16 protein-coding genes and 1 other annotated feature (1 of these 17 cut by a window edge) are annotated in these 15,283 nt (G+C 39.7%); of the genes, 1 reads left to right on the top strand and 15 read right to left on the bottom strand.

Annotated features, from left to right (window positions below; all coding sequences use genetic code 11):
* Window positions 1–15: 15 nt before the first annotated feature.
* The 4 genes from ACI3K6_RS03825 to ACI3K6_RS03810 all read right to left on the bottom strand — a co-directional run bounded on the left by ACI3K6_RS03825 (window position 16) and on the right by ACI3K6_RS03810 (window position 2,999).
* Window positions 16–822: an arylamine N-acetyltransferase gene (locus tag ACI3K6_RS03825; protein ID WP_435553786.1), complete on the bottom strand. Its 807-nt coding sequence runs from the start codon at window positions 820–822 to the stop codon at window positions 16–18.
* 11 nt (window positions 823–833) lie between these two features.
* Complete coding sequence (locus tag ACI3K6_RS03820) at window positions 834–1,289, bottom strand: DUF2269 family protein (protein WP_435553785.1); 456 nt, start codon at window positions 1,287–1,289, stop codon at window positions 834–836.
* 80 nt (window positions 1,290–1,369) lie between these two features.
* Window positions 1,370–2,530, bottom strand: a complete 1,161-nt coding sequence (locus tag ACI3K6_RS03815) for a LuxR C-terminal-related transcriptional regulator (protein WP_435553784.1) — start codon at window positions 2,528–2,530, stop codon at window positions 1,370–1,372.
* A complete protein-coding gene (locus tag ACI3K6_RS03810; RefSeq protein WP_435553783.1) occupies window positions 2,520–2,999 on the bottom strand; it encodes a hypothetical protein in 480 nt (159 codons plus the stop codon). Before ACI3K6_RS03810 ends, ACI3K6_RS03815 begins: the two co-directional genes overlap by 11 nt.
* A gap of 183 nt (window positions 3,000–3,182) precedes the next feature.
* Between ACI3K6_RS03810 and ACI3K6_RS03805 the strand changes: the two genes are divergently transcribed.
* Window positions 3,183–3,536 (top strand): hypothetical protein, encoded by a 354-nt coding sequence (locus ACI3K6_RS03805; RefSeq protein ID WP_435553782.1) that lies wholly within the window; start codon window positions 3,183–3,185, stop codon window positions 3,534–3,536.
* 44 nt (window positions 3,537–3,580) lie between these two features.
* Here the strand turns inward: ACI3K6_RS03805 and ACI3K6_RS03800 are convergent, their stop codons facing one another.
* The 11 genes from ACI3K6_RS03800 to proB all read right to left on the bottom strand — a co-directional run bounded on the left by ACI3K6_RS03800 (window position 3,581) and on the right by proB (window position 15,159).
* Window positions 3,581–4,516 (bottom strand): MBL fold metallo-hydrolase, encoded by a 936-nt coding sequence (locus tag ACI3K6_RS03800; RefSeq protein ID WP_435553781.1) that lies wholly within the window; start codon window positions 4,514–4,516, stop codon window positions 3,581–3,583.
* A gap of 36 nt (window positions 4,517–4,552) precedes the next feature.
* Window positions 4,553–5,701, bottom strand: coding sequence for a thiolase family protein (locus ACI3K6_RS03795; RefSeq protein ID WP_435553780.1), 1,149 nt, complete (start codon window positions 5,699–5,701; stop codon window positions 4,553–4,555).
* Window positions 5,702–5,880: 179 nt separating this feature from the next.
* Window positions 5,881–6,132 (bottom strand): hypothetical protein, encoded by a 252-nt coding sequence (locus tag ACI3K6_RS03790; RefSeq protein WP_435553779.1) that lies wholly within the window; start codon window positions 6,130–6,132, stop codon window positions 5,881–5,883.
* 75 nt (window positions 6,133–6,207) lie between these two features.
* Window positions 6,208–7,581 (bottom strand): nucleoside recognition domain-containing protein, encoded by a 1,374-nt coding sequence (locus ACI3K6_RS03785; protein WP_435553778.1) that lies wholly within the window; start codon window positions 7,579–7,581, stop codon window positions 6,208–6,210.
* Window positions 7,581–8,273 carry a FeoB small GTPase domain-containing protein gene (locus ACI3K6_RS03780; protein ID WP_435553777.1) on the bottom strand — a complete coding sequence of 231 codons (693 nt, stop codon included), beginning with the start codon at window positions 8,271–8,273 and terminating at the stop codon, window positions 7,581–7,583. The genes ACI3K6_RS03785 and ACI3K6_RS03780 overlap by 1 nt, the downstream gene beginning before the upstream one ends.
* Window positions 8,263–8,517 (bottom strand): FeoA family protein, encoded by a 255-nt coding sequence (locus ACI3K6_RS03775; protein WP_435553776.1) that lies wholly within the window; start codon window positions 8,515–8,517, stop codon window positions 8,263–8,265. Before ACI3K6_RS03775 ends, ACI3K6_RS03780 begins: the two co-directional genes overlap by 11 nt.
* 136 nt (window positions 8,518–8,653) lie before the next feature.
* Complete coding sequence (locus ACI3K6_RS03770; protein WP_435553775.1) at window positions 8,654–9,511, bottom strand: DUF3307 domain-containing protein; 858 nt, start codon at window positions 9,509–9,511, stop codon at window positions 8,654–8,656.
* 21 nt (window positions 9,512–9,532) lie between these two features.
* Window positions 9,533–10,324 carry a hypothetical protein gene (locus ACI3K6_RS03765; RefSeq protein WP_435553774.1) on the bottom strand — a complete coding sequence of 264 codons (792 nt, stop codon included), beginning with the start codon at window positions 10,322–10,324 and terminating at the stop codon, window positions 9,533–9,535.
* 99 nt (window positions 10,325–10,423) lie between these two features.
* Window positions 10,424–12,700, bottom strand: a complete 2,277-nt coding sequence (locus ACI3K6_RS03760) for an ATP-dependent DNA helicase (RefSeq protein ID WP_435553773.1) — start codon at window positions 12,698–12,700, stop codon at window positions 10,424–10,426.
* A 98-nt stretch (window positions 12,701–12,798) separates the two neighbouring features.
* Window positions 12,799–14,040, bottom strand: coding sequence for a glutamate-5-semialdehyde dehydrogenase (locus tag ACI3K6_RS03755; RefSeq protein ID WP_435553772.1), 1,242 nt, complete (start codon window positions 14,038–14,040; stop codon window positions 12,799–12,801).
* A gap of 6 nt (window positions 14,041–14,046) precedes the next feature.
* Entirely contained in the window at window positions 14,047–15,159 is a 1,113-nt protein-coding gene (gene proB / locus ACI3K6_RS03750) for a glutamate 5-kinase (protein WP_435553771.1), read from the bottom strand.
* Window positions 15,160–15,212: 53 nt separating this feature from the next.
* Window positions 15,213–15,283 (bottom strand) — a binding site (T-box leader) (it continues 142 nt past the right edge of the window).

Genomic DNA, 15,283 nt, shown 5'->3' with positions numbered 1-15,283 from the left:
CGTTATACGTTCATATCAGGAAAAAATGTGTACATTTCTGTTCTCTAAAAATTGTAATGACTCTTCCAATTCTCTTTCTCGTAAGCCGTAATGGGAATTTATCATCTTCATCCATTCTTTTTTATCATGAAACTCGTTCACTTGGATGTGATGATTTGATTTGATCCATAAACGATTGTTCACAACAGAATAGGCTGCACGTTCTTTAAAGATGGTTGCCACGAATCGCCTCATAAATGGATTTTCATCCTCGTCTCGATGCGAATGGATAATATCCTCTTGAAAGCTATCAAGTTCAACTGGTTCCCATTCAATTGTTTTGGTTACAAAGCTTTGTCCGCCTTGCTTCCGATCAATAAGAAATCGATTCACATCCATTCGTTTAATCATAATTTCTTCACCGCATTGCACCAAATAAGGCTCATTTTCCAAATACAGTGGTTCAAATAACGGAGCCATATACCCAACGTCCGTATAATAGGATTTCCCACCTATGGAGACCATTAATCCTAAATGATTATTACCCCCTCTTGCTCTAACAATTTTTACATCAAACCCAAGTGATTGAAGTAATTGCCCAAAGTGAATATTTAATATATAACAATTGCCTCCCCACCCAAACTCTAATAAATGATTCATAAATTCATTTTTACTGGGGATTAAATTTTCTGATTCTCTGTTGGAAAAATAATGAAATTTACTGCAAAGCTCAAATGGGATCCGATGTAAGTGAGCTTCAGTCAAACGCTGTAAATATGGATAATCCGGCTTTGCTTCCTCTATTTCCAATATCGATAAATATTGCTTAGTCCATTGATCCATGCAATCTCCTCCTAAACAGGTTTTAATACCATCAATGCAATGATGACCAAGACCATTACGCAAGAAGTTATATGGAAATTCCGTACCTTGGTCAATAACCCTATAGTTATGGGATCAGATTCTGTTTTACCCTGATCCATTAATTGTGCTACCATATTGGATAATTTTTTAGCTGCAGGTGTTAATAAACCAATAATAACGACCTCTGCTAATAGAAAGAGAATAAGGGCACCTGCAATCCATAAGGTTAAAAAGGTCCCATAATCTCCAAACCAGACAAGTAAAACACCTGTTATTAGGGTTAACATCCCAAAGATTTTGGGCAGGATTTCCAACCGGTTTACTAAATCTGTCAGTCTTTTTACCTCGACTAAAGACTGTTCTTTCTTGAGTATTAACGGAAAGGCATATGCGGGACCCAGGCCCACCACAGCAGAGACGACATGTAACAATACAAGCCATTCCATAAAAAAACACCACCTTCATAAGTTATAAACTTATGATAAATGGTGTAAGGGTGGAAAAATATCGGTTGATATACGTATTTTTAGTTCTTTGGGTCGGTTAAACCATTTTCCAAAACGTGACTGGCCAGTGCGGTTCGTGAGGATATCTCTAATTTTTGGAAAATCCGCTCAAGATGCGTTGTTACAGTTCGTTTACTTAAAAAAAGGGCTTTTGCAATTTCCTCATTCGTGAACCCTTTAGCAACTTGGATAGCTACTTGCAATTCACGCGGACTTAGGACTGACTTCACCTCTCCTTTGCGCTTTGATTGTTCTAGGAGAATTCGTCCTAGTACCATTTCAATGGATTTCTGTCGTTCGCTAGAATCTCTTAATAAAGGAATGTTTTCGACTAACTGAGATAAATATCTTGAAGCCGCCATCAATAATTCCTCTGAAAATGGACTAAATTTATGAAAATCATTGCTTTGACTGCATATGACCCCAATAATGTCGTCATTTTGTTTGTAGATAGGAATGGATACGTAATGATGCTTCACATTTGTATAATCCTTTTGTGAAAAATTCTCCTGCTCATTCTGTTGATGTAAAAAAGTGGTGGCCGCATATTGGTATTGTGACTTCATATTATAAATTCGAATAGGGTTGTTCTGTTGGATCGTCCATTCTGCCACACGTTTTAATATGTTCGTGGCCAATTCCCCATCCACTCCACGAATACTACCGAGTTTTAGATTTTTGGATGATGAATTGTACATCCAAACGGAGGAAGAATCCCAATTGAATTTCTTTTCGAACAGTTCCAGGATCGGATCATAAATTTCAGAGTCAGTTAAGAGATGGATGTTTTCTTCTTCGCAAATCCGAACTGAAGTGACCTGAAATAATTCCGCATTTCGAAATGTGATGGGAAGATCTGACTCAAACATCATGGAGAGTACTTCATACTGCTTTTTCATTTCCTGATAGATCGAGCCATTTGTCATTGGTCCCACATATTCAGCCTCGATCTCCCAAGTAATAAATCGATTAGTGTCCGTAGTACGAAAAAATGCCAGTGGATGATTTTGTAGGTTTTTAATGCTCTTATTTAACATGTGATTGGCAATAGCAACATGACTTTGGTCAACATACCAAACCCTCGCTATATTGGTTATATTGGGAACGCCATTTTCATCGCAGGTTATTAAGGTTGAAGGAACGGTCCCCAATAATGCCGGCTGCATATCTTCAGGAATCAAAATCGCTTCCCCCTTTTTGATACTTTTTCCCTGCATAAGGTCCTGGAGTTTGAATAAAGACTTCATTTACGTTAAATGTAACAACTTCACAAATTTCAGACGAAAGTGGAAACTTCGAATACATCGGTGGAAAAAGCTTGAGGCTTCCATTTCGGTAGAGGTGTAAGATTTCATTTTCTGACTCATCAATCTGTTTTAGTTCAACAAACTCCCCTTTTATTTGATAGGATTCATTTGAAAAACCATCTGTAAACAATGTGGCTACCGATCTATTATTTGAAAGATAGTTTAGAATTTTCTCAGCTTGTGCTTTTAGGATAAAAACACTTAATCGATCTTTAGATTCACTCACTTTTACTCCAAATCCGCGAATGGAAAATGGTCGGACTTCTGAATTTGCGACTGCCAAGTGAATATAAAGCGGTTCTGTTTTGGTCAAAAATGTGAGAACAGCTTGATCCAAAATCATGTTACTCCCCCATGACTCTTCGTTATTAGATTCCTATTTATTATAAGGCTTCTTTATGGCTTCCTGACACTAATTTGTAATAAAAAATGGCAATTGTCGAATATTTTTCCAATAAAATAAGAGGAAATTGTCGAATGAGGTAGAATAATAGTATATGACTATATGATTTAAGGAGGAAATTGGATGAAGAAATTAATTTCAGTGTTAATGGGAGCATTGGTGGCCTTTTCGCTGTTTGCAGTGTCAGGGACGCCGGTTAAGGCAGCTGATGATTGTGGTTGTGTTGTTAAGCCTATAATTGGATCTGAAAAAAACCAAATTGTTTCAGGGATCATCAGTGGCCATGAGTTTAAAGATTTGAAACACTCCTTATTTGAAAAAGGATACAAATGGAAAGGAGTAAGTAAAACAGAAGTTCTCTATAACGTTTCAAAACAGGTTACGATGGTTGCGTTTCCTTTTTACAAACAAGATGGCACCAAAGTAATGGAAGTATTTTTTGATGGACATTATATGGGTGAAAGCCCTGCCGAGTAATTGCAGCTTCCCTACACATTAATTCCTGTAGGGAAGCTTTTCTATTAGAAAAAATAATACCACGTACCGTTCTCCAAACTCTTCTTACACTCCCCACCTTGATAAAGATATTCCAAATGAGCCAATGTCTCCCCTACTGCAAATCGGGTCTCATGAATATTCAAATTCTTAAACAGCTGGCCATTCACCTCGTAAATGGTAGACGGTTTTTTTATAGATTCCATAACTTTTTCCAAACGCTCGTGGTGGTGATTAACGATTTCTTCGATTCGTTTCGTTGCATTTTGAAATGGCTTCCCATGTGAGGGAATAACGTACTCTACATCCAGTACTTTAATTTTTTCCAAGGATTGAAAAAATGCCTGTAACGGATTCGTGATGCCACGGAACCAATAGGAAATGTTCGGGGTGATTTTCGGTAAAATATGATCAGTTGAGAATAGTAAACTCTTTTCTTTGTTATAAAAAGTCACTAATCCATCGGAATGTCCCGGTGTGAAGATCACCTCATATTCGTATTTACCTATTCCAATTTTCATGCCCTCAGTGAGGTAATGGTCCACCTTTGCATATGGCTTTACTCTCAAGTTAAAGCCTTCCTCGTTATCGGTTAATTCATGGGACAAACTACCAGGCAGGCCGCATGTTTTGTAATTTTCATAGACATTTTTCATTGATTCTGGTTCCCAATAGGTAAGACCAGCTTGTGCATCAACCTCAGTCATCCATACTTTGGCATTGGTTAATTGCTGGAGTCTCCCCGCATACCCGAAATGGTCAGGATGGTAATGGGTAATAATGATATCAGTCACCTCATGCTGTTCGATGATTGGTTTCCAGATATCTTGGGATACGTCGTTATTTAAACCGGTATCCATGATCGTCCAGCCATGTTCCCCTTCTGCCAGGAAGCAATTGACATGATTAAGCCTAAATGGTAATGGGATGGTGACTTGTTTCACTCCTATTTCTGTAAACAAAAATAATCCTCCACTCTATCTGCAAAAATAGCAAGATTAGATTCTCTCAATAATCGTGGCATTGGCCATTCCGCCGCCTTCACAAATGGCTTGCAATCCATATCTACCGCCGGTTCTTTCTAATTCGTTCAGCATAGAAATCATGATGCGGGCTCCTGTTGCACCTAAAGGGTGTCCCAGTGCGATGGCTCCGCCGTTCGGGTTTAATTTTTCCGGATCTGCATCGATTTCCTTTAACCAGCACATGGGCACAGGTGCAAAAGCTTCATTGACTTCATACGTATCCATCTCTTCAATCGTGAGTCCTGCTTTTTTTAATACCTGCTTGGTGGCTTCAATAGGTCCTGTCAGCATTAAGGTTGGGTCAGAACCCACGACTGTTCGGGCTACGATTCTGGCCCGAGGCTTTAAGCCCAATTCTTCCGCTTTTTCTTTGGACATTAATAGAACGGCCGCTGCCCCGTCACTCATTTGGCTGGAATTGCCCGCGTGAATTTTTCCGTCCTGAGTAAAGGCTGGTTTCAAGGTACCCAATTTTTCAAGCGAGGTGTCCTTTCTTGGACCTTCATCTTGGTTAACTGTCACCTTTGATCCATCCGCAAGCGTTACCTCAACTGGCATGATTTCAGGGTTAAATCTTCCTTCCTTCAGCGCATGTAGAGCCCGCCGATGACTTTCCAGCGAGAATTCATCCAATTGGTCGCGGCTAAAGCCCCAGAAATCAGCTATACGTTCGGCTGACAGCCCTTGATGAATCATTTCATACTTGGAAGTCAGTGTTTCACTCCAGTTAGAGTTTTGACGGGTAGATCCTAATGGCACCCTTGTCATACTCTCCACTCCGCCGGCGATGACAATGTCCATATCTCCACTCAATATAGCTTGTGCAGCAAAGTGAATCGCCTGCTGGCCAGAGCCACATTGTCGATCAATCGTGGTTGCCGGCACATGAATCGGAAAGTCCGCCATTAGCACAGCAGTTCTGGCGATATTTAGACCCTGTTCCTCCACCTGTGATACACAACCCAAAATCACGTCCTCAACATCCCCGGCTGAAATTCCGGACCGCTTTACTAATTCTTTTAGTACCTTTGCGGCCAACTCATCCGGACGCTCATTGCTTAATACCCCTTTTCTTCTGCCAACCGGCGTTCTTACCCCTTCTACAATGACAACTTCACGCATCTTTAACATCCCCTTGTAAAAGATATTTCTCCATAATTATGTAGTGAACCAATGAAGGGAAAAACAGTGTTAAATAGTTCTTACTTTATATATTATAATTTTAGGCTCGAAAAAATAATAGATTTTTCAGAAAAATAAATCTTTGGACATAAAAAAAGAAAGGGGTCTTCCCTTTCTCATTAACTAATTTGTTCCGAACTATTTTCATTTGAAGCTATGAACGATTTTTTATTCGGTATGATCTTCAAATTCAATTTTTTCTGTAAATATTGAAAGTGTTCAATTGGCATCGAGCCATGGCCTTTCGCATCTCCTAGTGAAAATTGAATGGTAACGCCATTATTGGAAATGACCGTTAATGTTTCAGCTGAATTAAGATATTCTTGAATCGCTTGTGAAATTTGGAACCTTGAGCCTATTTCTATCGACATTATGTCTCTCCTTTGTAGAAAATATTCCTCTACATTATCTCCAAAGATTGTATTGACATACATCAATTTCCAAATCTAAATGAGACCAAGGTATTTAACCGTTTGGGTTATGACAAGCGGAACAATAATGGCAATGACGGTAGGAATAGCAAAAGAGACGAAAGTCCATTTGATGCTTTTTGTTTCTTTATAAATGTTGATGAGTGTTGTGCCGCACGGATAATGAAGTAATGAAAACAACATCATATTGAGTGCGGTTAACCAGGTCCAACCATGGTTTACCAAAATATTGCGTAAGTCACTCATACTATCTACCTCAGTTAACGCACCAGTCGATAAATAGCCCATTAATAAAATGGGAAAGACAATTTCGTTAGCCGGTAGCCCTAGTATAAACGCCATCATAATATATCCATCTAGCCCTAACAACTTACCAAACGGATCGAGAAAATTTACGGCATACATCAAAATACTTGTATCACCAATATAAATATTCGCAAATACCCAGGTTAAAATCGCTGCTGGGGCTGCCACTTTAACGGCTCTCACGAGAACAGACCATGATTTCGTTACAGATGAACGGATGACGGTATCGAAAATTTTAGGGCGCCTGTATGGAGGAAGCTCCAGTGTATAATGCGTAGGAATCCCTCTTAAAGCCGTCTTGGAAAGGGCCCAGGAAACGAAAAAGGTAACCAAGATACCGAAAAGAACAATGCCGACGATGACACCTGTCGTCACCAGTGATTTCACACCATTGGTAAAATTTGCGGCCATAAATAACGATGCCAACACGATTAAGGTTCCCCATCTGCCATTACAAGGGACGAAATTATTCGTTAGAATCGCCAGCATCCTTTCACGAGGCGACTCGATAATTCTAGTGGATATGACAGCCGCGGCATTACAGCCAAATCCCATCGCCATTGTTAAGGATTGTTTCCCATGGGCGCCTACTTTTTTAAAAATGCGGTCAAGATTAAAGGCTACCCTCGGCAAATATCCGTAATTCTCCAGCAACGCGAAGGTTGGGAAAAAAATAGCCATTGGCGGAAGCATTACACTTATGACCCATGTTGTTCCCCTATACAAGCCAAGGACTAAAATGCCGTTTAGCCAATCAGGGGCATGTAAATAGGTGAAAACGGAAGTAATGTATTTTTCTAACGAACCGAAAAACTCGGCCAGCATCGATGAAGGAACATTTGCCCCAGCAATCGTGATGTAAAAAATTAATCCAAGAATGGCAATCATAATCGGAAAGCCAAATATGGGGGAAGTCAAGAATGCGTCGAGTTTTTCAGTCCTCGTATCTCGCTTAGATTTAGTATAGGTGATCCCTTCTCGGCAAAGCTGGTGACTTCGTTCATACAGCTGTTGGACGATATCATCGCGAAGCTTCGCAGTTGATAGTGTTTGAGCTTCTTTATAAAGTTGTTCCATTTCCATTAAAGTGCCCCCTCTGGAACCAAACGACCGCCCAGCTCTTTGAGTAATGTTTCATCTCCATCCAACAGCCGGAGTGCTACCCAGCGTGAAGAAAAACGATCCCCGACGATTTCTCGGACTTTCGGCTCGATTTTTTGAATTCGTTCTTCAATCTCATCTGGATATTTCATTTGGACTGGCTGACATTCTATGGCCCCCGTCACAATCCGTTCAATGGTGTCTAGCAGTAGCGGAAAACCTTTTTTATTTCTGGCTGAAATTTTAATGACGGGCACGCCCAATCTGTTTGTCAATAAGCGTTCATTGATGTGAATGCCCTGTTGTTCTGCAACATCTATTAAATTAATGCAAATCAATACATTTTTCGTCATTTCTAATACTTGCAAGGCTAGATTTAAATTTCTTTCTAAAGAGGTGGCATCAAGCACCACAAGAGTTAGATCCGGTTTTTCAAATACAATATAATTTCTTGCGACTTCTTCATCCTTTGAGTTGGAAAAAAGGGAATAGGTGCCTGGCAAATCAATCAGGTTAAAGGTGTGACCTTTGTGCTGAACGCTACCCTGTGCCAAGGAAACCGTTTTTCCTGCCCAGTTCCCTGTATGCTGCCTCAGGCCAGTAAGTGCATTAAACAGTGTGCTCTTGCCTGTATTTGGGTTGCCGGCTAACGCTATTCGATATTCATTTCCCATCGATGATCAGCTCCCCTTCGATTTTAGAGCTTTCCTCTTTACGTAGGGCAATGGTCGTTTGGCTAACCCGAAACGCAATAGGATCGCCTAATGGACTTTTACGGATGACCTCCACAAATGCACCTGCTACAAACCCTAAGTCTAGCAATCTTCTTCTCATAACACCGTCCAAATGGATGGATGTAATTTTGATCAGATTTCCTTTTTCCCCATTCACTAATTTGATTATTTTAGGTTTATCCATCACTCTTTCCCCTTTTTCAAAGTTTTGACCTCGTGCAACTTTTTGTTAATTATATGATAATGATTTTCATTTTGTCACCATTTTTCAAAAAAAAATTAGCTATCGGCAGTGGGACAGCTAATTTTTAATATTATGATTAGGTTAAAACTTGTCTAAGAATAATTCCAAGTGAAATCCCAATGAACATGGATGTCAGCGTGCCTAATAAAAAATACTCGGCCCAATTTCGGTCATCCATTTGCTTAAACCTAGCAATTGATTTGGCAGCAACGATAAATCCAATTGCTGGGTAGGCGTTATAAAAGGTCATGATTAAAACTAGCATTCTTTCAATATAGCCAATAATTTTTCCACGTCTAAGATCATTCTCGCTAAAAATCGGATAATGAAATTCCTCTGTTACGCCAATATTCCCTTTCTTATGGAATAACTCTTCCTCCATGCCAGTTTTATAAGAATATTTTCCTTCAAAGGTCAATAATTGAGTGGGCAAAGATCCTAATAGGATCCGAATCATATGGCCACTTACACTGGTATTTAGGATAATAATGATCAAAATAAATAAAATCGCATTGAGGGGATTTAACGGATGTCCAACTTGAAAAACGCTAAGAATCTTGGACATGTCGATTCCGATAAAATAATGACTACTCAGTAAAATCACAAAAAGATGCAGGAGTTGATCCAGTACGAAAAACCCCAGTCGCTTTATACTCCCTTCGTTCTGGAAATGAAGGGTATCAAGGATTTTAATTTTTAATAGATCAATCATGTAATGTGATCCAACAATAACAAGTAATGGAATGATAATTTGAAGGTAAATCGTGGTATGGTTTACATTACTGAAATAGAATCCTATTAAAACAAGAGCAGTAATGACAAAGTGATGTAGAATATGTTTTTTTAAATGATTCAGCTTTTCTTTCACCATAGCATCTGTTTGCAGATAAAAATCAGCAATTAAATGTGCCAAAATAAGACTTAATAATAGCATGCTTTCCCCTTTCCATTAAACCTAACTAATGATCTTTCCGTAATGATTTTTTAGATAGTTCTGAATGGAATTCATTAACTCTTTACTTTCCAAATTCTCTTGGTCATCCTGGTGCATTTTTTTCTGCAGTGAATAAAGAGTACGGTGGATCTCTTGAAAAATTTGATGAATTTCTTCGCTCTTCCCTTTTTTAAAGTGACTGGAAATGGTCGAAGCTGTTTTTCCTAATAACGCTGCCACTGTTTTTTTTTGTTGCAGGATTAAATAGTACCTATATACTTGCTCTTGAATATCCGTTTGCTCTTTGATCAACCACTGTTGCGCTGTTAATAGCGAATTTAGTAATTGTTCAAATTCAAAACGATAATGATGGAACGTAAAAGATTCCTGAAGAGGATCATGGATATAAAATTGATCCAATTCAAATTTAAAGGGTGTTCTTCTGGACTCTTGTTTTATTAAATCATTCGCATACCTAGCTTGTTTGATTAACGGATGAATCCATTTTTCAATGTCGATTTCCTCTAGCTCTCTTTCAATGTCACCAAATGAAAGTCCAAAATAGGGTTTATGTTGTTTAAATTTCCATATCCAGTTTACATAATAGGCAATGATAAAGGCGGTTGAATAGCCATAACCAATAAAAATAATTTCATCGCCCGCTCGATGTTTTATCTTTATCGGACCTATTCCATCTGTCCATTCCGAAATCCAAATAACAAGCTGGTCCAAATAATGGGAAAGTTCAATACCCATTTCATCATTTGAAGAATTGCTGACATCTAAAATAAAAATCGAAATTGGATTTTTCATTACACACACCTTATCTCAGTTAGTTCGACTAATTAATCTAATTTTATTGAAATTTGACTAATTAGTCAAACTTTATACCAATTCGATTAATCTAACTGATTAAATAGTGGTAAAAGATTGCCATTCCTCTGGCAGTAATGCGTGATAGGGCAACTGTAAGAAGCGATCATCAATAAGCAAAATGGTGCCATGGTCGGATTCAGAACGGATCAGCCTGCCCCCTGCCTGTTGCACCTTGTTCATTCCTGGAAAGACATAGGCATAGTTGTAACCATTTTTCCCTTTATGATCAAAGTGTTGTTTAATGAGATTTCGTTCAAAACAAAGCTGTGGCAAACCAACCCCTACCACCATGACTCCAGTTATTCGATCCCCGGGTAAATCCACTCCTTCTGAAAATACGCCACCAAGAACCGTAAAACCTGCTAATGGTTTGGATGGATTTGGTTGAAAGGCCGCTAAAAAGTTTTCTCGGTCCATTTCCGACATTCCCACGTCTTGTAGAATCGTATCCGTATAGGGATCCAACTTTTTAAATTCTTCATATACAGCCATTAAGTATTGGTAGGAAGGGAAAAATATCAAATAATTCCCTTGCTTTTGCTTTATTAAGGAGTTAACCGTAAAGGCAATTTGTTCTTTTGTTTGCTCCCGATCACGATAACGCGTAGATAAAGGTTTAACCAAAACCTCCACTTGTTCCTTTTTAAACGGAGATGGGATGGTGGTTACAAAATCATCTGCATCCCCACCTAGGATGTCCTGATAATATCGAAGTGGCGAAAGAGTGGCAGAAAAAAATACTATTGACCTGAAACCTTGTCCTATTTGCTGTATAAATGAGGAAGGATCGATGCAGAACAGGTTTAACACAAAATCATTTCTTTGTTTTTCTACGTAAATCACATAATGTGCATCAAGCATTTCCATGATTTTTAAAAAATGCAATACTTTAAAGTAGGTATCGAGTAAAACAGGGAGATTCCCTTCTTTTAGCACCTGCTCAGCAGCCTCATTAAATTGCTCCAAAAGCAGTTTTAAAGACTCATCCACCTCTTCTAATATAAATTCCTTTTTTCCTTCATGTGCCTTTTTTAAAGACAGGAACCAGGAATTGATCCTGTTGGACATTTCATAGATGGTTTGATGAATCCCCTTTGTTTCCTTCTTTAATTGAAGAAACATGTCTTTCTGAATGGAGGCAGAAAACATTTCCCGGCCACGGTCTACCAGATTGTGGGCCTCATCGATCAGGATCACGGTAGATTTCTTTTGCTCCTGCCATAGCCGTTTTAAAGCAACCTTTGGATCAAAAATATAATTATAGTCACATATAATCGCATCAACGGAATAAACAAGGTCAATAGAAAACTCAAATGGGCAAATTTGATGCTTACGGGCATAGGCTTCAATTACATCACGGTTCATACAGGTTTCAAGTGTTAATATATCAAGGATGGCCCCATTAATCCGATCATAATAACCATTGGCAAACTCACAATATTCAGGGTTACACTTGGCTTCCTCTTTAAAACAAATTTTATCCTTTGCCGTCAGGGTTACACTTTTCATACACAGCCCATGAGCTTCCATGCGAGAGAAAGCTTCTTCGGCTGTTTTTCTGGTGGTGGTTTTGGCAGTTAAATAAAACAGGCGATTGACCAAGCCTTCCCCCACTGCTTTGACCGATGGAAAAAGAGTAGAAATGGTCTTTCCGATTCCGGTGGGAGCTTTGGCAAATAAATTTTTTTCATCCAAAATGGTTTTATATACAGCTCCCGCCAGTTTTCGTTGGCCTTCACGATAGGCTTCAAAAGGGAATGGAAGTTCTTTGCAGCTCTGATTTCGGTTGGCTTGATGTTGAATCTGCAGCTTGGCATAGGGTGCGTACATGTCCAATACTTTTTTCACATATAGTTCCAGTTCAGAAAAAGTAAGAGATTGTTTAAAATATTTTTTCTGGTCTGTTTCAAGATGGACATAGGTAAGCTGAACAGAGATTTCGGTTAGTTGATGATCACGGGCGTACATATACGCATACATTTTGGCTTGGGCCCAGTGTACGGGGGAGCCATCCCCTTCGATTTGGTCCAATGGTTTGGAGAATGACTTAATTTCATCGATGGTAATCGTTTCATTATCCACTAATAATCCGTCACAGCGTCCATCCACGATAAAGGTAATGTCTTCGTATCGGATTTCTGCCCGGAGATAGACTTCTTTTTGGTCTTCTTTTTTATATGTCTTTTGGATTTTTTGATGCGCTCTTGTTCCATCTACCAATGTGGATTGTGATCGGAAACGGGAATCGATGCTGCCGCTGCTGTAAACGTATTCTACTAAAGACCTAACGGATATATTTACTTCATGCGCCACTTGTCCACCAACTTTTTCGAAAATAGAATATATGTTTGTATTTTAAGTATAACAGGTTTTCATCCAATAAAAAATAAAACTCCTAATAATAAGGAGTTTTATGAACGAATTTGACCATTTCCACGAACCACTGATTTTGTTGTGGTGATGGCTTTTAAGCCCATCGGCCCGCGGGCATGCAGTTTTTGCGTGCTAATTCCGATTTCGGCCCCGTACCCAAACTGTTCTCCGTCCGTAAATCTGGTAGAGGCATTATGATACAAAACAGCTGCATCAATGGATTGGAAAAATAAGTTTACGTTTTCGACATTTTCACTGACAATGGCTTCAGAATGTTTCGTTCCATATTGATCGATATGTTGGATGGCTTCTTTAACATCTTTGACTAATTTCACCGCTAAAATTGGTGCTAAAAATTCTGTATGGTAATCTTCTTCCGTAGCTTTTTGGATAAAAGAATACGCGTTCGCTAATGGTTCGTCCCCGCGAAGTTCAACACCTTTGTCGTGTAGTGAGTTTACTAGATTGGCAGTATATGGCCAGTGTTCATGAATTAACAAGCTTTCTGCTGCATTGCAGACGGAAGGTCGATGCAATTTGGAATTAACCGCTATTTCGATTGCCATCTGTTCTTGAGCCGTTTCATCAATATACACGTGGCAATTCCCAACTCCGGTTTCGAGTACTGGGACCGTTGCATTTTGGATCACGGATTGGATTAAGCCTGCCCCACCTCTTGGAATCAGGACATCAAGATATTGATTCAGTTTAAACATTTTTGAAGCTGTTTCCCGGCTGGTATCCTCCAATAATTGAACGGAATCCTTTGGGATCGATGACTGGGATAAAGCTGTTTGCATTACCTGTACGAAGGCCTTGTTTGAGTTTAACGCCGAAGTGCTGCCTCTCAACAGGACGGCGTTACCTGCTTTCAAGCAAAGACTGGCAGCATCCACTGTTACATTGGGACGGGCTTCATAAACCATGCCAATGACTCCGAGAGGAACTCTTACGGTTTGGATGAACAAACCATTTGGTCGCTCCCATTGTTCTACAATTTCTCCAATTGGATCTTCTAAAGTAATGACCTGTTGAATGCCATCAACAATTTGCTCAATACGCTCCTCAGTTAACAACAACCTGTCGAGCAGAGCTTCGGAAAGACCATTTTCGATACCTGCTCTAATATCTTTCGCATTTTCTTGGAGAATCCATGATTTTTCCTTTAAAATTTGCTCTCCCATTTTGGCTAATGCGTGATTCTTTTCCTCTGTCGTGAGCATCCCCAATGTTTTTGAAGCAGTTTTTAATTTCCCGGCTTTTTCAATAAGTTCATTCACTTTTCCTCACTCCTCTCTTATAATGACCCAATTATCCCGATGAATCACCTCAGCCCGCTTATTAATGGAGAAGGCTTTCGATTGTTCACTTGGCAACCCTTTTACTTTTACTAAATCCTGCGCGGAAAAATAACACTGACCCTTGCCAATGATTTTTCCTTTTTGATTACGAACCTCTACCACATCTAACGCACTAAATTCACCTTGGACATTCGTGACTCCTACCGGAAGCAGGCTTTTCCCTTTTTGGACGATTGCCAGCTCGGCCCCCTCATCAATTTCGATGATCCCACCTACCTGTGAGTGAAAGGCAATCCATTGCTTACGCATTTGCATTTGCGTCTGAAACGGCCCGCCGATATAGGTGCCGTCCCCTTTTCCTACGAGAATATCAGCCAATTTTTCCTTGCCTGATCCAGTACCGACAAAGACACTGACGCCAAGAGACAAAGCTTTTTTTGCTGCCATCAGCTTGGATTTCATACCACCGGTGCCAACGGAAGATCCACTTTCACCCGCTATGCTGAACAGTTCATCCGTAACTTCTGGGATGAAGTTGAACTTTTTCGCATCATTGTTACCTTTTGGATTACCATCATAAATTCCGTTTACGTCTGTTAAGATAATGAGGGCATTGGCATGCAAAAATCCACTAACTAACGCTGATAGCATGTCGTTGTCTCCAAAGGTTAGCTCTTCGATGGCCACTGAATCATTTTCATTGATGATTGGTAGAACTCCGCGTTGCAGCAGCTCACTCATCGTGTTAAACAAATTTTGGAATTTGACTTTACTGTAAAAATCCTCTCTGCTTAACAAAATCTGGGCTGGGACGATGTTTTGTGTTTGAAAAAGCTGGATATAATGCTGCATTAACAGTCCTTGCCCAACGGCTGCCGCAGCTTGCTTTCCGGCAACAGTTTTGGGACGTGATGGATAACCAAGAGCTCCAAAGCCAGCCGCCACAGCACCGGAAGAAATGAGAATCACCTCGTGTCCTTGTTGTTTTAAATGAGCCAGTGCCTCGACGTGATCTCTGATTTTTTCTTCTGAAAGCGTTCCGGATACAGAAGTAAGCGAACTGCTCCCAATTTTGACAACCACCAATTGTTTTTTCATGTTAAACCCTTCTTTTTGAAAAAATAAAAAACGACTCATCTGTCCTTTGAATGTCAAAGGACGGAAAAGTCGTTCCGCGGTACCACCTTTATTGATGCCGATTGTGTTTTGGGCATCCACTTTA

The organism is Neobacillus solisequens (assembly GCF_051233465.1).
Lineage (GTDB): Bacteria > Bacillota > Bacilli > Bacillales > Cytobacillaceae > Neobacillus.
This window is presented reverse-complemented; position numbering and strand designations above follow the sequence as displayed.

What these genes read in the sequence shown, in the direction of transcription:
- ACI3K6_RS03825 (WP_435553786.1), bottom strand. Translation starts at nt 822, where the DNA reads ATGGATCAATGGACTAAGCAATATTTATCGATATTGGAAATAGAGGAA.
- ACI3K6_RS03820 (WP_435553785.1), bottom strand. Translation starts at nt 1,289, where the DNA reads ATGGAATGGCTTGTATTGTTACATGTCGTCTCTGCTGTGGTGGGCCTG.
- ACI3K6_RS03810 (WP_435553783.1), bottom strand. Translation starts at nt 2,999, where the DNA reads ATGATTTTGGATCAAGCTGTTCTCACATTTTTGACCAAAACAGAACCG.
- ACI3K6_RS03805 (WP_435553782.1), top strand. Translation starts at nt 3,183, where the DNA reads ATGAAGAAATTAATTTCAGTGTTAATGGGAGCATTGGTGGCCTTTTCG.
- ACI3K6_RS03795 (WP_435553780.1), bottom strand. Translation starts at nt 5,701, where the DNA reads ATGCGTGAAGTTGTCATTGTAGAAGGGGTAAGAACGCCGGTTGGCAGA.
- ACI3K6_RS03790 (WP_435553779.1), bottom strand. Translation starts at nt 6,132, where the DNA reads ATGTCGATAGAAATAGGCTCAAGGTTCCAAATTTCACAAGCGATTCAA.
- ACI3K6_RS03785 (WP_435553778.1), bottom strand. Translation starts at nt 7,581, where the DNA reads ATGGAAATGGAACAACTTTATAAAGAAGCTCAAACACTATCAACTGCG.
- ACI3K6_RS03780 (WP_435553777.1), bottom strand. Translation starts at nt 8,273, where the DNA reads ATGGGAAATGAATATCGAATAGCGTTAGCCGGCAACCCAAATACAGGC.
- ACI3K6_RS03775 (WP_435553776.1), bottom strand. Translation starts at nt 8,517, where the DNA reads ATGGATAAACCTAAAATAATCAAATTAGTGAATGGGGAAAAAGGAAAT.
- ACI3K6_RS03770 (WP_435553775.1), bottom strand. Translation starts at nt 9,511, where the DNA reads ATGCTATTATTAAGTCTTATTTTGGCACATTTAATTGCTGATTTTTAT.
- ACI3K6_RS03765 (WP_435553774.1), bottom strand. Translation starts at nt 10,324, where the DNA reads ATGAAAAATCCAATTTCGATTTTTATTTTAGATGTCAGCAATTCTTCA.
- proB (WP_435553771.1), bottom strand. Translation starts at nt 15,159, where the DNA reads ATGAAAAAACAATTGGTGGTTGTCAAAATTGGGAGCAGTTCGCTTACT.